At 42.4% G+C, this 21,049-nt stretch carries 20 protein-coding genes; 4 read left to right on the forward strand and 16 right to left on the reverse strand.

Translation table 11 applies throughout. The features are described from left to right. Positions 1 to 106 precede the first annotated feature (106 nt). Positions 107 to 2,428 (reverse strand): cation:proton antiporter, encoded by a 2,322-nt coding sequence (locus D0T84_RS15340; RefSeq protein ID WP_163308739.1) that lies wholly within the window; start codon positions 2,426 to 2,428, stop codon positions 107 to 109. A gap of 663 nt (positions 2,429 to 3,091) precedes the next feature. On the opposite strand from D0T84_RS15340, the gene D0T84_RS15345 reads away from it, so the two are divergent. The 4 genes from D0T84_RS15345 to D0T84_RS15360 all read left to right on the forward strand — a co-directional run bounded on the left by D0T84_RS15345 (position 3,092) and on the right by D0T84_RS15360 (position 8,254). After that, the gene (locus D0T84_RS15345) at positions 3,092 to 3,760 is read left to right on the forward strand and encodes a DUF2625 domain-containing protein (protein WP_163308740.1); all 669 of its coding nucleotides are present in this window, start codon (positions 3,092 to 3,094) and stop codon (positions 3,758 to 3,760) included. 24 nt (positions 3,761 to 3,784) lie between these two features. Further along, positions 3,785 to 5,167: a nucleobase:cation symporter-2 family protein gene (locus tag D0T84_RS15350; protein WP_163308741.1), complete on the forward strand. Its 1,383-nt coding sequence runs from the start codon at positions 3,785 to 3,787 to the stop codon at positions 5,165 to 5,167. Positions 5,168 to 5,178: 11 nt separating this feature from the next. Next, positions 5,179 to 5,748 (forward strand): xanthine phosphoribosyltransferase, encoded by a 570-nt coding sequence (gene xpt / locus D0T84_RS15355; protein ID WP_163308742.1) that lies wholly within the window; start codon positions 5,179 to 5,181, stop codon positions 5,746 to 5,748. A 169-nt stretch (positions 5,749 to 5,917) separates the two neighbouring features. Then, positions 5,918 to 8,254 carry a family 20 glycosylhydrolase gene (locus tag D0T84_RS15360; protein ID WP_163308743.1) on the forward strand — a complete coding sequence of 779 codons (2,337 nt, stop codon included), beginning with the start codon at positions 5,918 to 5,920 and terminating at the stop codon, positions 8,252 to 8,254. Between the two features lie 79 nt (positions 8,255 to 8,333). Here D0T84_RS15360 and D0T84_RS15365 read toward each other — a convergent pair whose 3' ends face one another. The 15 genes from D0T84_RS15365 to D0T84_RS15430 all read right to left on the reverse strand — a co-directional run bounded on the left by D0T84_RS15365 (position 8,334) and on the right by D0T84_RS15430 (position 21,012). After that, positions 8,334 to 8,861 (reverse strand): GNAT family N-acetyltransferase, encoded by a 528-nt coding sequence (locus tag D0T84_RS15365; RefSeq protein WP_163308744.1) that lies wholly within the window; start codon positions 8,859 to 8,861, stop codon positions 8,334 to 8,336. A 25-nt stretch (positions 8,862 to 8,886) separates the two neighbouring features. Continuing rightward, the gene (locus D0T84_RS15370) at positions 8,887 to 9,582 is read right to left on the reverse strand and encodes a cell division ATP-binding protein FtsE (RefSeq protein ID WP_163308745.1); all 696 of its coding nucleotides are present in this window, start codon (positions 9,580 to 9,582) and stop codon (positions 8,887 to 8,889) included. 61 nt (positions 9,583 to 9,643) lie between these two features. After that, positions 9,644 to 10,240 carry a bifunctional phosphoribosyl-AMP cyclohydrolase/phosphoribosyl-ATP diphosphatase HisIE gene (gene hisIE, locus D0T84_RS15375; RefSeq protein ID WP_163308746.1) on the reverse strand — a complete coding sequence of 199 codons (597 nt, stop codon included), beginning with the start codon at positions 10,238 to 10,240 and terminating at the stop codon, positions 9,644 to 9,646. A 316-nt stretch (positions 10,241 to 10,556) separates the two neighbouring features. Continuing rightward, positions 10,557 to 10,691 carry a hypothetical protein gene (locus D0T84_RS23020; RefSeq protein WP_255495405.1) on the reverse strand — a complete coding sequence of 45 codons (135 nt, stop codon included), beginning with the start codon at positions 10,689 to 10,691 and terminating at the stop codon, positions 10,557 to 10,559. Positions 10,692 to 10,963: 272 nt separating this feature from the next. Then, a complete protein-coding gene (hisF, locus tag D0T84_RS15380) occupies positions 10,964 to 11,716 on the reverse strand; it encodes an imidazole glycerol phosphate synthase subunit HisF (protein ID WP_163308747.1) in 753 nt (250 codons plus the stop codon). Positions 11,717 to 11,747: 31 nt separating this feature from the next. After that, positions 11,748 to 12,119 (reverse strand): four helix bundle protein, encoded by a 372-nt coding sequence (locus D0T84_RS15385; protein ID WP_163308748.1) that lies wholly within the window; start codon positions 12,117 to 12,119, stop codon positions 11,748 to 11,750. A 10-nt stretch (positions 12,120 to 12,129) separates the two neighbouring features. Continuing rightward, complete coding sequence (gene hisA, locus D0T84_RS15390) at positions 12,130 to 12,852, reverse strand: 1-(5-phosphoribosyl)-5-[(5-phosphoribosylamino)methylideneamino]imidazole-4-carboxamide isomerase (RefSeq protein ID WP_163308749.1); 723 nt, start codon at positions 12,850 to 12,852, stop codon at positions 12,130 to 12,132. Continuing rightward, positions 12,849 to 13,367: a DUF4870 domain-containing protein gene (locus D0T84_RS15395; protein ID WP_163308750.1), complete on the reverse strand. Its 519-nt coding sequence runs from the start codon at positions 13,365 to 13,367 to the stop codon at positions 12,849 to 12,851. Before D0T84_RS15395 ends, hisA begins: the two co-directional genes overlap by 4 nt. 5 nt (positions 13,368 to 13,372) lie before the next feature. Next, on the reverse strand, positions 13,373 to 13,840 hold the full coding sequence (locus D0T84_RS15400; RefSeq protein WP_163308751.1) for a DUF4870 domain-containing protein: 468 nt from the start codon (positions 13,838 to 13,840) through the stop codon (positions 13,373 to 13,375). 177 nt (positions 13,841 to 14,017) lie between these two features. Next, positions 14,018 to 15,922: an ATP-dependent DNA helicase RecQ gene (locus tag D0T84_RS15405; protein WP_163308752.1), complete on the reverse strand. Its 1,905-nt coding sequence runs from the start codon at positions 15,920 to 15,922 to the stop codon at positions 14,018 to 14,020. Between the two features lie 105 nt (positions 15,923 to 16,027). Next, positions 16,028 to 16,828, reverse strand: a complete 801-nt coding sequence (locus D0T84_RS15410) for an MBL fold metallo-hydrolase (protein ID WP_163308753.1) — start codon at positions 16,826 to 16,828, stop codon at positions 16,028 to 16,030. Between the two features lie 106 nt (positions 16,829 to 16,934). Continuing rightward, positions 16,935 to 18,662: a single-stranded-DNA-specific exonuclease RecJ gene (recJ, locus tag D0T84_RS15415; protein WP_163308754.1), complete on the reverse strand. Its 1,728-nt coding sequence runs from the start codon at positions 18,660 to 18,662 to the stop codon at positions 16,935 to 16,937. A gap of 346 nt (positions 18,663 to 19,008) precedes the next feature. After that, complete coding sequence (proC, locus tag D0T84_RS15420; protein ID WP_163308755.1) at positions 19,009 to 19,794, reverse strand: pyrroline-5-carboxylate reductase; 786 nt, start codon at positions 19,792 to 19,794, stop codon at positions 19,009 to 19,011. 5 nt (positions 19,795 to 19,799) lie between these two features. Further along, positions 19,800 to 20,360, reverse strand: a complete 561-nt coding sequence (locus D0T84_RS15425) for a hypothetical protein (protein WP_163308756.1) — start codon at positions 20,358 to 20,360, stop codon at positions 19,800 to 19,802. After that, positions 20,353 to 21,012 (reverse strand): HEAT repeat domain-containing protein, encoded by a 660-nt coding sequence (locus D0T84_RS15430; RefSeq protein WP_163308757.1) that lies wholly within the window; start codon positions 21,010 to 21,012, stop codon positions 20,353 to 20,355. The genes D0T84_RS15425 and D0T84_RS15430 overlap by 8 nt, the downstream gene beginning before the upstream one ends. Positions 21,013 to 21,049: the final 37 nt, after the last annotated feature.

Consider the following 21,049-nt stretch of genomic DNA (forward strand, 5'->3'; position numbering starts at 1 on the left):
GTTATCCATATTAGCCCACTTCGTGGACTTAGAACCCTGACTGCAAAACAGAAGATTGATTTATAATAGTATACTGCAACCCAAAGCAACCCTTGATTCGCATATTTTACAAATGAAGGTTCTCTTTCACAAAGTCATATATACTTTCCCTATCCCCTATTATCCACAGTGTGTCGCCCGCCGCGAAAACAGTATTTGCCGGAGGGTTGATCCTTACACTGTCGTTACTCTCCTGCCCTACAACAAAGCATTGCCTTTTATTACTCATCTGTAATTCAATAAGGCTTCTACCGTTCAGTGCTGAATTTTCTTCAACAATGAGGGATATACATTTGATGCCGGATTGCGGGTCGTTATCCTGCTGTTTCGAAAACTCATGGATCGTACGCAGGGAACTCCTGTACATTTTTATCCGGTTTTTTACGGTCATAAGCAGGTTGATCTGTACAATGTTTCCGGCTACCAGAAGCAAGTCTCCCGATTGGAGTTTAAAATCCCCATCCGGAAAATACTGCTCTTCTTCATTCCTCCTTACCCGAATGATAATCAGGTCGTATCGTTTCCTGAAATCAGTTTCTTTAAGCATCTTATCCTCATATTCGGAGCCGGGTTCGAGTTTAAATTTTCCGACAAACAGGTTTCTTTCTATCCAGTTCGTATTATCAAGGTCGTAAGCTACAACTCCTCCGTTCTGCTTTAACGAATTCCGCCTTCTTTCTTCCAGTATCCGCTGGTTAAAGTTTACAATAAACCGGTACTCTATCTTCCAGTATAGTTTCAGCAGGTGTTTCGACCTGAGGACAAGCATAATAAGCAGAATAGCTACCAGTACCGATACCCAGTCAGGGAAATGCAGGAAATCCCACAGGATAAAATAGACAAACCCAAGAGCGATGACATACCGTAGAACAATCAGGGAAGAAAGTATAAAACGGTTCTTCACATTTTGCTTCCAGAGCCGGAGCATAAGGTAAGGCTGCTGACCGCCTCTGTAGACAAGCCCTTTGAGTATAGGCGATATGGCAAGGAAAGTGATGGTAAGGCAAATAATATCGCCCCACGGATCTATTATATACTCATTAATGAACGGGGAAACAAAGCTGATGGAAATGATAATTACAGCAATACATAACGATATGAAAATGATGACGATAGAAATATAATTCGTCAGGAATTCGCTCCAGTCGCTTTGCTCTTTCGGGGTTTCCAGTTTTTTATCTTTTTCCAGTATATTCCGCCTCCATGTGTCCGGTACTGTTTTCATCATCCAGTCGTAAACATGTGTACTGGCTGCCATAAAGTAAGGGGTAGTAAATGTTGTGAGTATAGAGACTGCTATAATGATAGGATAAATAAAGCCGTCGGCCAGCTGATAAGCAATAGCCGTACTTGCCACAATGAACGCGAATTCGCCCACCTGAGCCATACTGAAACCTGACTGAACGGAGACTTTCATTGACTCACCCGACATGCGTGCTCCCAAGGTCGTAAAAATCACTTTACCAAACAGAACAACCAGGGTAATGACGATGACGCTGACAAAGTTCTCCTTGATTACAACAGGGTTCATCATCATCCCCACCGAAACGAAAAAGACCGCCCCGAAGAAATCTTTTATCGGTTTGGTCAGCGTTTCTATCTTTTCCAGTTTGACGGTTTCGGCCAATATAGAACCCATGATGAACGCGCCTAAAGCAGAAGATAGTTCTACCTCTGTGGCGAAGACAACCATCCCCAGACAAAGCCCGAGGGATATTATCAACAGGGTTTCATCATTGAGCCACTTCTTCGCTTTTTTCAGGAAGGTTGGGATAAGGAAGATTCCGCCTACGACCCACACTACCATAAAGAAGATCAGCTTGCCGAGGCTCAACAACATCTCGGTACCCTCGAAATGGCGGCTGACAGCGATGGTTCCCATAAACACCATAACGAGGATGGCAAACAGATCGTCAAATATAAGTATGCCGAATACGACTTCGGTAAAACGCTTATTTTTGTATCTCGGGTCTTCAAATCCTTTCACAATAATGGTGGTAGACGACAGGCACAGCATACAGCCCAGTATAAGGCTGTTCCACATTCCCCATCCGAGCCATAGGCCTACAAAATAACCGGATACACCAAGGCCGACAATAATCGTCAGGAGAGTTATAAAACCTGTTTTTCCGTTACTTATCAGTTTTTTGAAGCTGAATTCGAAACCCATACCAAACAGGAGGAATATGACGCCAATCTCAGCCCATATACCGATATTCTCTGTATCGGTAACAGTGGGGAAGAAACTGAAATGAGGTCCTGTCAGGAATCCTGCTACTATATATCCCAAAACTAAAGGTTGCTTTAACCATCTGAATACGACAGTTATAATTCCGGCAACCATTAGAATAAAAGCCAAATCACTTATTATGGAAGGTAAATGGGTCATGTTTTATATTAAAAAAATAATATCTGCTTATAGATAGAAACCACCTGTTGTAATCAATGGTAATTTATCTATAAAATATGTACTGTTTGAACTCTATATATGTGTATCTGTAACTGAAAATAATCAGGCCTTACAGTCTTTTATGCTCATAGTCATATCCGTTATTGAGGCTGATCGATCAATTCCTTGTTGAATATAGTCATTTTGTTGCAATTAGGCAAACTTTTGTTTCGTTCCTGATAAATTAATTCTATTATTGATGGTTACATATAGGTAATGAAAGGGATTTGTTACAATTTTGACTTCATTTATTTTAGCTTTGCTGATTGTAGGGGCATTGTATCAATAATTGTTCGTTACATATTATTCTTTCCTTATTATTTAGAGTCTGATTAAATTTTATAGCAAATCTTTTTTATAGCTATTTTTAGATGGATTTTACCATTTTTGCTAGCCGGTTTAGCGGGCTAAACCAAGAGTAAAAAGGGGAAAAGACGCTAAAAAGAGCATAAAAAAATTGCTAAGAACTATTGACATGAACCTGTAATAAAAATTTTCGCTAAAATTTAAACAGGCTCTTAGAATATTTCTATAATTATACTAATTTTGCACCTTAATAAAAATCGTGCTATAATAACGATTTTGCCCTAATGAAATGTGTTAATGCGTACACTACAAGAGCTTATAAACACAGAAGACCCGGGTTGGCCGATTGTAAAAGAATGGATTGATGTGGCCAAAAACAAGGTAGAAATACTGCCTTGCGAGCGCCAACGAGCCGAAAAATCACTAATCGACACACAAGTAACTACCCGCTCCCTTATGGGCGCAATCATCTACGAAACAGGCGGTTTGCTTATCGATAGCGGATGGATTCGCATACTCGGTTCGGGTAGCGCCCGCATGAAAAGGACACTTCCCGACTGGAATCTGAATAAAACATTCTCTGCATTTGGAGAACCTGCCCCATACCTGCTGGTAGCGGATGATGCTATCGGGGGCTTTTATGCTATAAACGGCGGCTTCTTTGGCGAGGATATGGGCAACCTGTATTATTTCGCGCCCGATATGTTAAAGTGGATTCCTATGGAAATCGGTTACAGCCAGTTTTTGCTATTCTGCTTCGAAACGGATATGGATGACTTCTATACCGGCCTCAGGTGGGAGGGCTGGCAAAAAGATGCAGAAGCTTTACATCCCGACTATACGTATAGCTTTTATCCTTTTCTCTGGACAGAGGAAGGAATTGATATAAACAAGGTACACAGAGAGGTTGTCCCTGCCGGAGAAGCCTATAACTTCAATATAGATTCGGCAAAGGCACTGGGTTAATGAAATAAAAAAAAGAATATTTGAATGGAGATGACAGAGAAAGAGTTGGATGAGATAATTCAACCGATACAAAAGACAGATTTGATTTATCAGATAGAAGATAATCCACCCTTCAAGGAAGCCGCCTTTGCGGGATTACAGCATCTGCTGGCTATCTTTGTGGCTATTATAACTCCTCCCCTGATAATTTCGCAGACACTTAATTTCAGCACCGAAACCACAGGTTTCCTCGTTTCTATGGCACTGCTTGCTTCGGGTATCTCCACATTTATACAATGCCGCCGTTTCGGCCCTGTAGGATGTGGCCTGCTATGCATCCAGGGTACTAGCTTTTCGTTTATAGGCGCGTTAACAGCCAGCTTCGCGGCTAAGGGAGATATGGGCGAAGCCGCTATCCTTGCCGCCATATTCGGAGTATGTATCGCCGCTTCGCCGGTGGAAATGATTGTGAGCCGCTTGTTGAAATATACAAAGAAAATAATAACCCCGCTTGTTTCCGGCATTGTGGTAACAATGATCGGGCTTTCCCTTATCAAAGTTGCCATTATCTCTTGCGGCGGAGGTTACAACGCGATGGGTATAGAGGGAGAAAGATCCTTCGGTAGTTTGCAGAATCTGGGGCTTGCCGCCCTTGTGTTGGTTTCTATCCTAGTGCTGAACAGTATAAAGAACAAATATATCCGTATGAGTTCCATTATAATAGGGATTGTTATCGGCTATGTGGTTGCATACTCTATGGGATGGGTCGATTTCAGCAAGATGGGGGAATTTGGCGCTATCACGATACCGCAGCCATTCAAATACGGATTGAGCTTTGACCTGTCGGCGTTCATCGCAGTCGCCCTTATCTACTTCATCACATCTATCGAAGCTTATGGCGATATTACGGCTAACTCGATGATCGGGGGCGAACCTATCGAAGGACCTAAGTTCCTGAAACGTGTGCAGGGCGGAGTATTGGCCGATGGAATCAATTCTGCTGTTGCAGGAGTGTTCAACTCTTTCCCCAACTCAATATTCGCGCAGAACAACGGGCTTATACAGCTGACCGGGGTTGCCAGCCGCCGCGTAGGTTATTACATAGCGGTATTTCTGGTCATACTGAGCGCCTTTCCGTTTATCGGAGGTATATTTTCCATTATGCCCGAGCCTGTTCTGGGTGGCGCCACACTGCTGATGTTTGGTACCGTTGCCGCCTCAGGGGTGCGTATTATAGCATCGCAGAATATAAACAGGAAAGCCATCCTTGTTCTTGCCGTTAGTTTTGCTTGCGGGCTTGGCGTTGAACTGGTACCCAATATCCTCTCTCAGATGCCTGCTACTATAAGCGGCATATTTTCATCCGGTATTACCACCGGGGGTGTTGTCGCTATTATAGCTAATGTGGTTATCCGTATTAAAGAATAAGTATTAAAGCCATGAAATTATTAAAAGACCGTATTCTCAAAGACGGAAAGAGCTTTGCCGGAGGAATCCTCAAAGTAGATAGTTTTATCAATCATCAGATGGATCCTATCCTGATGAAATCGATAGGTGTAGAATTTGTACGCCGTTTTGGAAATCTTCCAATCAATAAAGTTGTGACGATAGAAGCCAGTGGCATAGCGCCTGCCATCATGCTGGGCTACCTGCTCGAACTCCCTGTGGTATTCGTAAAGAAAGCCGTGCCTAAAACCATGTTAAATATGTTGTCTACGACCATACACTCCTTTACCAAAGACAGGGAATATACGGTTTCGGTAAGCGGCGACTTCCTGACAAAGGACGACAAGGTGGTTTTTATTGATGACTTCCTTGCCAACGGGAATGCCGCTGTGGGTGTATACGACCTCATCAGGCAATCGGGCGCCGAACTCTACGGGATGGGCTTCATTATCGAAAAGAGTTTTCAGGAAGGAGGCCGCCGCCTGCGCGAACTTGGCATCGATGTGGAATCACTGGCTAAAATAAAGGAACTGGGAGATAATAAGATTATCTTTGAAGACTAAGAGCCTGTTTAAATTTTATACGAACATTTTTATTACAGGTTCAGGTCAACAGACTCTATTAAAAAATATCCGATTTTGATGCGTTGCCCTAAACATTTACTGCAACACAAAGACCCTTCTTTGTATTTATTGTATCTTTATATTTCTGAAACCTAACTTATTTATGACCATGAAAAAAACACTCAAAGCGATTGCCTGTTTCGTCTTAACAGGAATCTTCTTAACAGGATGCGATACAAAAACACCTGTTGAAGCCAACTACGATGTAATACCACTACCGCAAAGTATTACAAAAACAGATGATACCGGCTTTACGCTAAACGGCGATACCAAAATCAGTTATCCGAAAGGAGATGAAATCCAGAAGCAAACAGCGGAATTCCTTGCCGAGTATATCAAACTTAGCACCGGATTAACCTTGAGAGTAACGGATGAAGCGGCTGACGAAAACATAATAGTATTGAAAGCCGATTATCAGGCAGACAAAGCCGAATCGTACAATATGAATGTGAATAGCAAGCAGATTGTTATTAACGGTTCCGATGCGGCAGGCACATTTTACGGTGTACAGACATTGCGTAAATCGATACCTGCCGATGCCTCACAAAATATTGTCACATTTCCGGGCATAGACATCAAAGATTCTCCCCGCTTCGGCTACAGAGGTATGATGCTCGATGTAGGACGCCACATGTTCCCTGCCGAATTCGTCAAAAAGTATATAGACATACTGGCATTGCACAATATCAACCGTTTTCACTGGCACATTACAGATGACCAAGGCTGGCGGATAGAAATAAAGGAATATCCCGAACTAACCAAAACAGGCTCGCAACGCGCGCAAACCGTTATTGGACGGAATTCGGCAAATTATGACGGCAAACCTTACGGAGGATTCTACACTCAGGACGAGATAAAGGAGATTGTAGATTACGCCCGCAAACGCTTTATAACAATAATACCGGAGGTAGACCTTCCGGGGCACATGCTGGCCGCACTTGCAACATTCCCTAATCTGGGCTGTACAGGTGGACCTTACAAGGTTTCGGAAACATGGGGCATATTCGATGATGTGCTTTGTGCCGGAAATGAAGAAACATATACATTCCTCGAAAATGTATTTTCGGAAGTAATAGAGCTGTTCCCTTCCCAGTATATACATATAGGGGGTGACGAATGCCCGAAAACGCGCTGGAAGGAATGCCCGAAATGCCAGGCTAAGATCAGGCAACTCGGATTGAAAGGCAATGCCAAGCATACAAAAGAAGACATGCTGCAAAGCTACGTAATGTCGCGGGTAGAAAAATTCCTGAACAGCAAAGGCCGCCGGATTATCGGCTGGGACGAAATACTCGACGGAGAAGTAGCCCCTAATGCCACAGTGATGTCCTGGCGGGGTACAGAAGGTGGTATAGCTGCAGCCAGAATGAAACACGATGCTATAATGGTTCCTACCTCGTACCTCTATTTCGATTATTACCAGACTGACGACACGAAAGATGAACCTCTGGGTATCGGGGGCTATGTTCCTGTTGAGAAAGTATATAGCTTCGACCCTGTACCGAAGGAACTGACAGAAGAAGAAAGCAAATATATCATAGGAACACAAGCCAACCTGTGGACTGAGTACATACAAGACTCAAAACATGTGGAATATATGGTATTGCCACGTATGGCCGCGCTGAGCGAAATACAATGGGTAACGCCTGAAAAGAAAGACTATGAAAAGTTCCTGCCACGGCTGGCTAAATTAATGGAACTCTATAAAAAGCTCGGATACAACTATGCAACTCATATAACAGACATCGCGGCTAAGATAACTGATGAGCCGGCAAAAGGAACCATCCACATAAGCCTGTTCACGTATGATAATGCTCCTATATATTACACACTTGATGGCAGCGAACCTACCGAAAAAAGCCTGAAATATGAAAACCAACTAGAGGTAAACAGCAGTACCCAAATCAGGGCTGTAGCGATCCGTAAAGGCGAAAAGAGCAAGGAATACACTGCCTCTTTTGGTTTCAACAAGGCTACATTCAAAGATGTCAGACTACAAAACGAGCCCCATAAAAACTATATCTATGGCGGCGCACCGGTTCTGGTAAATGCCAAAAAAGGTGGAGGTTCGTTTAGCGATGGGGAATGGCTGGGTTTCCATAAAGATGATTTTGTGGCCACTGTTGACCTGAAAGAGCCTGTTGATATTTCGAATGTAACAATAGGGACGTTCATCAGTCCCGGTTCGTGGGTATTCGGCGCAACTGAATATAGCATCGCTGTTTCCGACAATGACAAAGACTATAAGCAGGTATTCGATGAGAAATATCCGGTGCTGGACGAGAGTAACCCTGATGACAGAATAGTTGATCTGGTTGCAAAATTCCCAACAGAAAAAGCCCGTTATGTAAAAGTTACGGCTAAGGTAACGAACCCGATACCAGACTGGCATGCGGGAAAAGGACACCCTTCTTTTGTATTTGTAGATGAGATAATCATCGAATAATATATCCTGTCATTGGTAACGGAGTGAAGCATCGCGTATGTCAAACGAGATACTTCACTCCGTTTCGTATAACCTTATCTCAGCAGTTGTAAACTACACTGTATATCTGGCTTCTGATATCAATCAGGTCGCGCTCTACATTCATATCGCCGTATGTCATCAGCTTCATCGGAATAGCGTTCCCTTCATGATGGTAAGCCGGTTGCTGATACTGCACATTCTCCCAAAGCCTGAAGCCCAGGCGCTGGTAAAAGCCAATACGGCGCTCCGACAATATTGTTGTGGGCAACTCTACTTCCAGAATAATGGGCTTGGGTACCTGCATAAACAGTTCCATAACCTTACGCCCGTAACCGCCATTCCTGAACCCGGGAGAGATAGCAAAATGCTCGGCAAATATAAACCCGTCCAAATCCCAATAGGTAAGGAATCCGACTAATCGCCCGTCTTCAACCGTTACTGATATCACAAAAGGAGTATCGCCCTTGTATAAGTCCAACATATCCTCCACCGGCCGCCGTTCGCTTAGCGGAAAAGATTCTATGTATAGATTTGCTACAAAAGCTAACTCACTATGACTTGACAAGTCTAGATTCCTGATTTCCATTTTCTCCCTCTTTTTATCTTATAATTTAACTCCCCTGGCTGCCTTTTACTTCTTTCAGATAGCCGTCTTCACACTTGACGATACGCCCGGGATAACGCTGGACAACCGCATAGTTATGCGTTGCCATCAAAACTGCCGTACCGCCCTCGGCGATTGTATGCAGCAAATGTACGATCTGGCTTCCCATTTCGGGGTCGAGATTACCTGTAGGTTCATCGGCCAGTATGATTTCAGGCGAGTTGAGCAAAGCGCGCGCGATGACTATACGCTGCTGCTCGCCTCCCGATAATTCGTGTGGCATCTTATACCCTTTATTCTGCATACCTACCTGAGTAAGTACTTCACTAATACGCAGATCCATCAGATCCTTATTTTTCCAACCGGTGGCGCGCAGCACAAATTCAAGGTTCTTTGCTACCGAACGGTCTATCAACAACTGGAAATCCTGAAAGACAATACCCACTTTCCTACGCAGATAAGGCACCTGTTTCTTCTTTATGGTCTCCATGTAGTAATCCATTACGCGTGCGGAACCTTTCTCTAAAGATACCTCATGGTACATGCTTTTCAGCAGGGTACTCTTACCCGAACCAACTTTACCAATGAGGTATACAAAGTCGCCTTCGCGAATAGTCAGGTTGATATCGCTCAGGATAGTATTGCCGTCAAGTTCCAGGTCAACGCCTTCGTATTTTACAATTATATCTTTTTCTGTATCCATAATCTTACTGTTACAACAGTTAAACAACTATCTGATACTTTTGCTTAAACAACCAGCAAAATTATTTTTTATGTCTTTTCTGAAGTTCCCTTGCCAGGTCTTCGATGCTCAGCCCTTTCGATACTAACAGTACAATCAGATGATAGAGCATATCGGCAGATTCGTAAATCAAACGGTCATCGGTACCGTTACATGCTTCTATAACAGATTCCAAAGCCTCTTCTCCTACCTTTTGTGCCATGCGGTTGATGCCGGACTGGAATAGTGAAGTAGTATACGAACCTTCGGGCATTTCCCTGTGGCGTTTTTCGATAAAGTGCTGCAAATATTTCAGAAACAGGATATCTTCTTTGTTCTCTTCTTCAAAGCAGGTATCTGCACCCGTATGGCATACTGGCCCAACCGGATTTACCTTTACCAGAAGGGTATCGTGGTCACAATCGTCTTTTATGCTGACTACGTTCAGATAGTTGCCACTCTCCTCCCCTTTTGTCCAAAGACGCTGTTTGGTACGGCTAAAGAATGTTACCTTTCCCGTTTCCTGTGTTTTTTTCAGGGATTCCTCGTTCATGTATCCCAACATCAGCACCTTATTGGTTTCGTTATCCTGTATTATGGCAGGAATAAGTCCGTTTACTTTATCGAAATCAAGTTCCATGTTTCTATTAATGAATTATATGTTTAATTTACCAAACGACAGCATGTAGGGGCAGCGGCTTGTCCCTGCCCGTTCGCTGCAACTGTGGGCAACCACAAGGGATTGCCCCTGCCTTCTTCCATTATAATGGCTTTGCGAGAGGCTTTGATTCCAAAAAGTGACAAAAGTGACACTTCTTTTATCCGTTTTTTAGTGTTACCTTTTCGTTGTTCATAAGAGTAGAATTTATCTGTTTCAATAATTTTGGACAGGCATCCCCTTGCCCCTACCTCCTACTCATATATAGATAAATTCGCAAGAAAAAAGTAAGAAACTGCTAAGTACATGACAAAATTTTATATCCTGCTGTAGGGGCATCCCCTTGTGGGTGCCCGTAAACGATGACAAGCGGGCAGGGACAAGCCACTGCCCCTACATCGTCTCCAAATCGTATTTGAATAATTTTTGTCATGTACTGTGAAGAGTCTGTTTAAATTTTATAGCAAATCTTTTTTATAGCTATTTTTAGATGGATTTTATCATTTTTGCTAGCAGAACCAACGGTCAGCGGAGCTAATTAGCGGGCTAAACCAAGAGTAAAAAGGGAATTGAAAATCGGCGGAGCCAAATAGACGCTAAAAAGAGCATAAAAAAATTGCTAAGAACTATTGACATGAACCTGTAATAAAAATTTTCGCTAAAATTGAAACAGGCTCTGACATTCACATCCACTCTTACGGCGAATTACCTCACGTTTATATTTTCTCTCCTCAAGTAATCTTTCAAATCTTTGATAGCGATCTCTCCAAAGTGGAAAACGCTGGCTGCAAGCGCCGCATCGGCCTTACCATCTACAAAGACATCACGAAAATGCTGCATATTACCCGCACCACCCGAAGCTATAACCGGAATATTCAGCGATTGGGACAATTGACGGAGGGCTTCGTTCGCATAGCCGGTCTTTACCCCATCGTGGTTCATACTGGTAAAGAGGATTTCTCCCGCGCCCAGGTTTTCGGCTTCTTTAGCCCAAGAGAATAGTTCCTTGTCGGTCTTGTTGCGCCCGCCGCTTGTATAACAAGACCATATACCATCTTCCAGACTGGCATCTATAGCGCAGACACATACCTGCGAACCGAAGTTCTTCGCTATTTCTTCTATAATTTCAGGGTTCTTTATCGCTGTAGAGTTTACAGATACTTTGTCAGCACCGGCATTCAATAGCCTGTCTACATCCGACAATTCGTTGATACCACCGCCAATAGTGAAAGGGATACTTATATTGGCAGCAATACGCTTTACCAAGTCGGTAAACGTCTTACGTCCTTCATGCGAGGCTGTAATATCCAGAAAGACAAGTTCATCGGCACCCTGCTCGCTATAGCGTACACCCAACTCTACGGGGTCGCCTGCTTCGCGAAGGTTGACAAAGTTAGTTCCTTTTACTGTAGTCCCGTCTTTTACATCAAGGCAAGGTATAATTCTTTTTGCCAGCATTAATAAGCAATTATAAATTATAAGTTATGAATTATGAATTAATTACCGTTTTCTTTGATGAAATAATGATACTCCGAAGAATTTTCAAAATCTCATTTGCATCATCAAATATAGCATTGAACTCTTTGCTATCTATGAATTCTGTTTCTTTAAGTAGTTCTATCCAATATATAGATTCTCCGCATTCTTTTTGAGCTATACCAAGTTTATGAATGAAATCCGCTTTACTTTCAGCATTTATTGCTTCTTTGACCAAAGCACCTATTGCCGTACCGCTGCGCAACAATTGTTTACTCAATACAAATTCTTTTCTTTCTTGTATTAATAGCTTATATAAACGAATAATTCTTACAGCAAAGTTAAAACTCTTAGTTTCTATTATATTATCAACTTTCTCATTCATAATTCATAATTTATAATTCATAACTCATAATTTCCCGAAGTGTTACTTTATTCTCATATATCGCTTTTCCCAGAATAACAGCAGGAACCCCCGCTTCTTCCAAATCGAGTATGTCCTGAAAACAACTGACCCCACCACTGGCTATCAGGTACAGTTCGGGAAAAGATTCCAATATTTCCTTATACAAATCAGTAGACGGGCCTTGCAGCATTCCGTCTTTGCTTATATCCGTACATACGACTTTCGAAATACCTCTTGCCATATAATCATTGACAAAGGGCATTATATCGACAGTAGTCTCTTCCTGCCAGCCGGATACCGCTATCTTGTGGTCTTTGCAATCAGCACCGAGAATAATCTTATCGCCTCCATATCTCTCTATCCATGAGGCAAATAATTCTTTATCCCTGACCGCGATACTGCCTCCCGTCACCATAGAGGCTCCCGAATCGAAAGCTACCCGTATATCATTATCGCTCTGTACCCCTCCGCCAAAATCGATGACAAGGGATGTATTGGAGGCTATTATCTCCAGTACCGATTGATTTACAATATGTTTTGCCTTAGCGCCATCCAGATCGACTAAGTGGAGACGGCGTATTCCCGCACCTTCAAACATTTTTGCAACTTCAAGAGGGTCTTCATTATACACCTTCTTCGCATTATAATCTCCTTGCGAAAGACGTACGCACTTCCCATCGATAAGGTCTATAGCCGGTATAATTTCTATCATTTTTTATATCTGAAAAACTGTATACTCAGGGGATATTTCCAAAATTCACCCCTGCTTGCCTTTATAACTGCAATAATTATCAGAGTAACTATGGCTACAGCAAAGATAACGGCTAACGCCGATACGACAAAGGCTAATAAATAAACAATCTCTTTGTAAAGAGATACCAATAATATACATGATGCAAACAAAACTGCATAATATATAATCAAACTCAATATAAAATTAACGATATTTCTCCCATGTTTATCGATAACTTCGCTCCTACGCGCAGCTATCTGCCATAATATTATCGGTATTATAAAACCTAATCCGATTATAAAAAATCCGGCGAATTGAGAGACATGCATCAGCGCCAAATAATCGTTCTCTTTCATTCCCAAAGGATTACTTTCGCGGCTCTGATTGTCAGAAATGTTCAGGATCAGGTCTTTCTCCCGCCGAAATTCTTCTTCAGAGATAGCGCCGTCCAGCTTTAGGTTTTCCAATCTTTCCAGTTCTTTGTATTTATTCACTGTTATCAGGTAAAGAATTGAATACTCAGCGGATATTTCCAATATTCGCCACCATTTGCTTTTATTGCAGCAATAATTATAAATACGACTTCTATGATGCCCAATGCTATCAGCATAGGGATGCCGATTAATAACAGGCAAAGGATAAGGGAAACGGTTATATAAATAAACATGCTCAACATAAAATTGGCGATATTCTTGCCATGCCTGTTCACAGCCTCGCTCTTATCCGCGTTTACAAGCCACATCACTATGGGTAGGATAAAACCTAATCCGACCACTATAAAACCCGCAAACTGGGAAAGGTGCATCAATGTCAGATAGCTGTTTTCTTCCATACCTAACGAATTACTCCTTTGTTCCTGATAGGGAGAGTTCAGTATCTTAGATTTTTCACGCTGAAATTCTTCTTCAGAAATAGCTCCTTTCGACCTCAAATCTTCCAATATTCTCAAGTTTTCATATTTATCCATAGCAAAAAGATATTTAGAAGAAAACAAAACGATTATTGTGTAAAGATAAGTAAAAGTTAGAAGTTATAAGTTATGAGTCACAGGTTTATTTAAGGTTGCGCACATCAGCAGTCAATGTATTATTGCAGGGGCAATCCTTTGTAGTTGCCCGCAGATGAAATAAGTACCAGGTTTATCCTAAGAAGTTATCCTACGCACTTTTCCCGATTCTATCTGCAACTCGCCCTTATCGGCAAGGAAACGAATAACATCCAGTACTTCTTTCGGCTCAAACCGGGACAAGGAAGCCGTTATAGAATCAACCGGGCGGAGGTCATCTTTCACCAGTTCCCTTACACAAGCAGCTATTTCATTAAACTTCTTATTGGTAAGCCCCGAACTGTTTTTTGTGAGGCAAACATCACATTGCCCGCAGTCCGCCATATCCTTTTCGCCAAAGTAAGACAACAGTATGCGGCTCCGGCATATTTCGTTTTGCTCCGCATAATGGCTCATTGCCTGTATACGTTTTTCGAAACGGAGTTTCCTGTCTTCATTTACCAGCCGTGGTATATTGAGGTATTTCGTATCCACACGGGGCTGTGTATAAGCTATCAGGGGTGTTTTTTTATGGGGGATAAAATCTATTATCTTTCTCTTATCCAACACTTTCAGCATTTCATATACCGCATTGCGCGAGGTATTCAGCCTCTGGGCTATCTCAGCCTCGCTGACAGTCGCATAATTTGTAAAAAGCCCTGTATAAAGGCGCAGGACGGTATTTACCAACAATTCGTACTCCCTGTCAAAGTCGTAATGATACAAGTCGTCCCTGTAGACGGTAAACATCAGCCTGGAACGGTTATCCACCTCATCGGTATATTCGATATAGCCTGCCAGATCGAGTATCTTCAGCGCGTTGTGTACGGGCAACAAAGGAAGTTTATAGCTTGCGCAAAACTGCTGTATATTAAAATCATATACCATACCCATGCCATAGCCTTCGGCTATCTGGAAGAAGTAAGCAAGCGAATCATATACCTGATGGATAAAATCCCTCTCCGGAAATTCATCCCTTATGCGCTTTTTCAGTTTTGCGCTGTCATTTTTATCATATAAGATGATGGCATACGACTTCTCCCCATCACGGCCTCCACGCCCGGCTTCCTGAAAGTATTCCTCTATCGAATTCGGCAAGTCCGTATGGATAACCAGCCTGACATCAGGCTTGTCGATACCCATACCAAAAGCGTTGGTACATACAATGATACGGGTTTCATTATTTTTCCATGCATTCTGCTTGCGGATTTTATCCGTACTGCTCAATCCGGCATGATAGAAATCGGAAGAGAAGCCATTCTGGACAAGAAAATCAGAGGTTTCCTTTGTCCGCTGCCGGCTTCGTACATAGATGATAGTCGAACCTCTTATCTTTTTCAATAGCCGGATCAGTTCTTCCGGCTTCCCTTCTGTATTCCGCACTATATAAGCCAGGTTTTTGCGCTCAAAACTTTTACGGAATACATTTTTCTTTTCAAATTGCAACTGTTCCTGAATATCGTCTATCACGCCAGGCGTTGCCGTAGCCGTCAGCGCCAAAGCGGGGACTTCGGGTATATGCTGCCGTATCTCCGCTATCCTCAGGTAAGAGGGGCGAAAATCGTATCCCCACTGTGAGATACAGTGAGACTCGTCTACCACAAGCAGGCACACATGCATGTGCTTGAGCTTGCTCAGAAACAACTGGGTGGCCAGCCTTTCGGGGGAAACATACAGGAACTTAAAATCGCCGAACACGGCATTTTCCAATGTAGTGATGATTTCCTGACGCGTCATACCGGAATATACAGCCAACGCTTTTATCCCTCTTTCGCGAAGGTTATCCACCTGATCTTTCATCAGGGCTATAAGCGGAGTGACAACAATACAAAGACCTTCCATTGCCATCGCAGGCACCTGAAAGGTCAGTGATTTTCCTCCACCTGTGGGCATCAGCCCAAGTGTATCTTTTGCGGCACTCACCGAATGGATAATATCTTCCTGCAACGGGCGAAACTCATCGTAACCCCAGTATCGTTTCAGTATTTTGTGATAGATATCCATGTATTAAGCCGGTATTGCTCATCCTTTTTCCGCAGGTCGATGACCCGCGGTTATGAAGATTTGGCTTTTCAAGCCATTTATCAACCCCTGATTGGCATTAGTATATTAATTCTTCATCGGACGAATTTCCAGCTTTATATCCGTTCCGTCCAGCGCTTTTCCTATTTTATCCTGATCGAATTCCGACATGTGGTACGGATAAAGGACTTTTGGCTGTACTTTTTTAGCCGCACTGATAAACATCTCGTCCGTCATTGTATAAGGCAGGTTCTTTGGCATAAAGGCAATGTCAATTGTTCCCTTCAGGGCGTCCATTTCAGGAATATTTTCCGTATCTCCGGCTACATATACTCTCTTATCCCCAAATGTAAATACATAACCGTTTCCTCTGCCTTTAGGATGATAGGCTTCTCCGTCCGGTTTTTTATTTACGATATTGTATGCGGGTACTGCATCGATATGAAGCCTGTCCCAATGAGTATGGTCTCCGTTGTTTACAACATCGCCATACCCCAGTATCTCATGACATACCTTGGAAACAATAAAATGTGTATCGGCTTTCTTTACTGCATTGATAGCCACCGTATCCAGATGGTCGCCATGCTCGTGCGTAAGAATTATCAAATCAGCCTTAGGCAGCCTGAGATAGTCGGCAACCTGAGAATAGGGGTCTACCTGAATAACCTTGCCGCCATATTCGAACATCACAGATCCATGACCGACAAGGGTTACTTTGAGAGGCCCTCCGTTAGTCTCATATACATCTGCTTTTATATATTCCTGCTCCGTATTCATACTCAATGAGTCTGCTGACGTACCAGCCGTATTATTCGCTGTAGACTTATTTCCGCAAGCTGTAAACAGAACAGATACAACTGTTAGTAATGATAGTATCGATCTCCTCATAATTACATATTTTGAAGTTAAGGTCGCAGACCTGTTTATTATTTTGCTATGTATAAGAACAATAATCAGTTGAAAAATAAAACTACCGCATTATTCTTTCTGTAAATCATCCGAGTTGCCCCATATCAATATCCTTCACATAAAGCTGGATATTGGTTTTCCCGTTATGCGTGTTTTCTTCCAATGTATAACAGATATCGAAAGGCACGCTACTCTTTACTTTCTCATAGCTGTCGCGCTGGCGAAAGGCGATACCATTTACAGGTACGGATGTAGTGTCGTCTATCATTTCCAGTTTCAGATGCACATTGTCCTTGCCTACCAGTTTGCTGGTTCCGTAATCCATTACGCCACATGTGACAAATATAGGATTCAGGTTGTCAGGCCCAAAAGGCGCAAAACCGGATAGGTCTTCGATAAACTTCGTATTTATCTCATTAAAATTAAGTTCTGCATCCACATTTATCTGAGGGCGCATCATTTCGGGCGCGATCATTTCGAGGGATAAAGCTTCGAAACGGCGTTTAAACTCCTTCAGGTTCTCTTCTTTCAACGATAAGCCGGCAGCATAAGTATGCCCGCCGAAATTCTCCAGAATATCTTTACATGATTCGATAGCCTTATAAACATCGAAACCCATTACCGAACGGGCAGACCCGGTTATAAGCCCCTGAGACTGGGTCAGCACAACAGCCGGACGCAAATACTTTTCAGTCAGGCGGGAAGCAACGATACCGATGACCCCTTTATGCCAGGTTTCATTGTATATAACGATGCTTTTCTTCTCCTTCATATTCACGTTTTCATCTATAAACTGAATAGCCTCATCGGTAATACGTTTATCCAGTTCGCGACGGTCATCGTTGTAATGATCTATATTCATGCTCTTCTCACGGGCATCTTCTATGGTGTTGGACAGGAGCAAATCTACAGCCTCCTTGCCCTTCATCATACGACCCGAAGCATTGATACGGGGCCCTATCTTGAAGATTATATCATTTACCGTAATATTCTTGTATGTCAATCCGCAGATATCTATTATGCCCTTCAGCCCAAGGCTGGGATTAGAGTTTATCTGCTTCAACCCATAGTGGGTCAATATCCTGTTTTCTCCGGTTATGGGTACAATATCGGAGGCTACGCTTACCGCTACCAGATCAAGCAAATCGGTGATTTCAGAAAAGTCGATCTTATTATTCTGGGCTAATGCCTGCACTAGCTTAAATCCCACTCCGCAGCCCGAAAGGTGTTCGTAAGGATACACAGAATCCAGGCGCTTGGCATCGATAACGGCTACTGCATCAGGCAAAACATCGTCGGGCATGTGGTGGTCTCCGATAATAAAGTCGATGCCCTTACTTTTGGCATAGTCGATCTTTTCATTCGCCTTGATACCGCAATCGAGGGCTATAATGAGCTTCACGCCTGTCTCCTCGGCATAATCGATACCTTGTTCCGATATTCCGTAGCCTTCATCGTAGCGATCGGGAATGTAATAATCAAGATTGGTTGTAAACTTTCGCAGAAACTTGTACACAAGGGCAACAGCCGTTGTGCCGTCTACGTCATAATCACCGTATATCAATATACGCTGTTTTTGCCCCAGTGCCATTTCTATTCTCTTGATAGCCTTATCCATATCGGGCAACAGGAAAGGGTCGTGCAAGTCTCTCAGGTTAGGGTGAAAGAACTTACGGGCATCCTCAACTGAGGATAATCCTCTCTGAATCAAGAGCTGGCAAAGAACAGGACTTATGCCTAATTTTTTAGCGAGCTCATCTCTCTGCTCTTTTTGCTGGGTTGTTAGGGCTTCGTAATTCCATTTGTAAATCATTATATATAGTTTTTTCTTTCTTCTGTCTCAGTGAGGCCGGACTGCTTTTTCGCTTAATCAACATAAAAAGCCTGAATTATCAACCTCGTATCGCAATCTTCGCTTACACAAAAGCAGTATATTACGAATTTGTAAAGATAATATATATAACTGAAAACACTGTATCCGATTTTGCATTTTATTTTTTATTATGATTATAATAATCTATAAAACAAACACAAATATAGTCCGGCTCTATAAATATCTTTATAGATAGAACAACTATCCGGAATAAAAAGATTTGGAACAGGAATAAAAAAAATCCTGCTTAATCAGCAGGACTCAGGATTAGTATATTTAAGCTCTGTTATTTCACATTACTTGCCTTCAATCCCCTGATAACAGCGGAAGTAAATCCGGCATGCTCCATTTCATTCAAGCCTTTGATGGTTATGCCTCCGGCTGTGGTTACCTTATCTATTTCAGCTTCGGGGTGTGTATCATTTGCCTCCAGCAGTTTTACCGCTCCCAACAGGGTTTGCATCACTATTTGCTTAGCCTGATTGGGGTACAGCCCCATTTCTACACCGCCCTCCATAGCAGCCCTGATATAACGGAAAGCGTATGCTATGCCGCACGAGGCCAATGATGTAGCGGCAGATAAGAGTTTCTCGTCAATAAGTTCGGTTTTTCCAAGTTCATTAAATATCCTGACAATCATTTCCGTCTGTTCCTTTTGGGCATTCAGGGACGAAACAAAAGTCATACTTTGCTTTTCGGCAATAGCCGTATTGGGCATGACCCTGAAAACAGGCTTGCCCTGTACTGACCAACCTGCCAACTGCTCCAACGAAATACCCGAAGCTACCGAAACCAGTATCTGGTCAGGGTTGGTTAATTTATCTTTATGTTCTGACAACAGTTCCTCTACCAGCCACGGCTTCACTGCGACCACAACAATATCCGCCGTGCTAAGTGAATCATATACACCTGCCACAGCGTTCAGGCTTGGGTTAAATTCTTTCAGCTTGAAAGCAGTGACTTCCGTCTTAGTGATTACAGTAATGTCTTCGGGTTTAAAGAAAAGCCCGGTAGACAATCCCTGTGCTATAGCGCCACCCATATTACCTCCGCCTATAATCGATATTTTCATATTATTTATTTTTTGTGATGATATTTCTTTATATAGTCCTCATAATCTGCTTCAAGCTTATTAACTTCGCTTATAAGGAAATCATAAAAATTGCCTTCAAAGATATTACGGTCATCTCCCAAGTCATTGTATTCAACGGTTATCACTCCGTCATTATTGATGTATGCCCTGTATAGATTGCCGCTGCGCTTAAAAAACAACTGTCCCAAAGATATATCGCCGGAAGTCATAGTTTCCAAGAATTTCTCTTCGTAGGTAAGCCACGACATCATATCTTCGTTTGATGAAAGCCCGTAAATAAACATACCATAACCGAACTCCCATGCGGGAATGACATCATATTCCTTTGGGCGTTTCCATATCTTCTCATCCACCTCCAATATGACAGCACCATAAGTTTGAAGAAATTGTTTTATATCACTATTGAAGCGAAGCCCATGGCTTTTTTCATACGCTTCAATCTGTTCCCCCGTCGCGGGCGACTGCTTGTAGTTATACCACATAAAGTCATTACCAAGCAATTCTATACGGTCGAGGAAATCGTCCAATGTAGCCATATTATTCATTCTGATTAAGTTTCTTTAAAGCGATTTGAGCAGCAAGCCGGCCATTATGCATTGCCGAGTCTTTTAATTCAATCAAAAGTGCTTTCGCCGGTTTATATTTCCATTGTCCCAAAAGGTGTATTGCCCTTTCCTGAATATACATATCATCGTCCCTTAAGAAAGGATATATGGATTCAATATCTTCCAAAGAGGTCAAAGCCATAATGGAAAAAGCCAGTTGCTGACGTATATCATCATCGGTTTTGGTTTCCAGCTTTTTTCTCAACTGCTCTATCAGCGACAAGTCCTCTGCATCCGATTTCAGCGGAGGGTAGTCGAAAGAAGATAGAGGAATATCATAAAAATCAAAATAATCGGGATTATCCTCTATTACAGCAAGAAGGGATGCCACATTCCTGAACAAAGGCTGTAGGGATGCTTCCTCATGATCCAGATGGCACACTTTATTTTGCAGAATACCACCTGCGTACAGGCACCAGTAATTACTTTGATTATCAGTTAAGACGGGAACAAGATGCTCATAAACAGAAAATGTGGAAAGGTAATCCATCATACCGGAATACTCACTTTCCGCAATTGTATTAAAACCTTTACGGGATATAAATTTATCAAGTTGTTCCTGAACCTCTGGCGGATAATTCTTTTTCATCATTCTACTATTTTAAGCAGGAACAAATTTAACAAATTTC

It is taken from the genome of Dysgonomonas sp. 521 (assembly GCF_010501055.1).
Taxonomy (GTDB): Bacteria; Bacteroidota; Bacteroidia; order Bacteroidales; family Dysgonomonadaceae; genus Dysgonomonas.

Excerpts from the sequence above, each read along its gene's own strand:
- proC (WP_163308755.1), bottom strand. The coding sequence starts at position 19,794 with ATGAAAATATCGATTATAGGCGGAGGTAATATGGGTGGCGCTATAGCA.
- D0T84_RS15360 (WP_163308743.1), top strand. The coding sequence starts at position 5,918 with ATGAAAAAAACACTCAAAGCGATTGCCTGTTTCGTCTTAACAGGAATC.
- D0T84_RS15350 (WP_163308741.1), top strand. The coding sequence starts at position 3,785 with ATGGAGATGACAGAGAAAGAGTTGGATGAGATAATTCAACCGATACAA.
- hisA (WP_163308749.1), bottom strand. The coding sequence starts at position 12,852 with ATGATAGAAATTATACCGGCTATAGACCTTATCGATGGGAAGTGCGTA.
- xpt (WP_163308742.1), top strand. The coding sequence starts at position 5,179 with ATGAAATTATTAAAAGACCGTATTCTCAAAGACGGAAAGAGCTTTGCC.
- D0T84_RS15345 (WP_163308740.1), top strand. The coding sequence starts at position 3,092 with ATGCGTACACTACAAGAGCTTATAAACACAGAAGACCCGGGTTGGCCG.
- D0T84_RS15430 (WP_163308757.1), bottom strand. The coding sequence starts at position 21,012 with ATGATGAAAAAGAATTATCCGCCAGAGGTTCAGGAACAACTTGATAAA.
- hisIE (WP_163308746.1), bottom strand. The coding sequence starts at position 10,240 with ATGGAACTTGATTTCGATAAAGTAAACGGACTTATTCCTGCCATAATA.
- D0T84_RS15385 (WP_163308748.1), bottom strand. The coding sequence starts at position 12,119 with ATGAATGAGAAAGTTGATAATATAATAGAAACTAAGAGTTTTAACTTT.
- D0T84_RS23020 (WP_255495405.1), bottom strand. The coding sequence starts at position 10,691 with ATGACAAAAATTATTCAAATACGATTTGGAGACGATGTAGGGGCAGTG.
- D0T84_RS15410 (WP_163308753.1), bottom strand. The coding sequence starts at position 16,828 with ATGAGGAGATCGATACTATCATTACTAACAGTTGTATCTGTTCTGTTT.
- D0T84_RS15340 (WP_163308739.1), bottom strand. The coding sequence starts at position 2,428 with ATGACCCATTTACCTTCCATAATAAGTGATTTGGCTTTTATTCTAATG.
- D0T84_RS15425 (WP_163308756.1), bottom strand. The coding sequence starts at position 20,360 with ATGAATAATATGGCTACATTGGACGATTTCCTCGACCGTATAGAATTG.
- D0T84_RS15405 (WP_163308752.1), bottom strand. The coding sequence starts at position 15,922 with ATGGATATCTATCACAAAATACTGAAACGATACTGGGGTTACGATGAG.
- D0T84_RS15365 (WP_163308744.1), bottom strand. The coding sequence starts at position 8,861 with ATGGAAATCAGGAATCTAGACTTGTCAAGTCATAGTGAGTTAGCTTTT.
- recJ (WP_163308754.1), bottom strand. The coding sequence starts at position 18,662 with ATGATTTACAAATGGAATTACGAAGCCCTAACAACCCAGCAAAAAGAG.
- hisF (WP_163308747.1), bottom strand. The coding sequence starts at position 11,716 with ATGCTGGCAAAAAGAATTATACCTTGCCTTGATGTAAAAGACGGGACT.
- D0T84_RS15400 (WP_163308751.1), bottom strand. The coding sequence starts at position 13,840 with ATGGATAAATATGAAAACTTGAGAATATTGGAAGATTTGAGGTCGAAA.
- D0T84_RS15370 (WP_163308745.1), bottom strand. The coding sequence starts at position 9,582 with ATGGATACAGAAAAAGATATAATTGTAAAATACGAAGGCGTTGACCTG.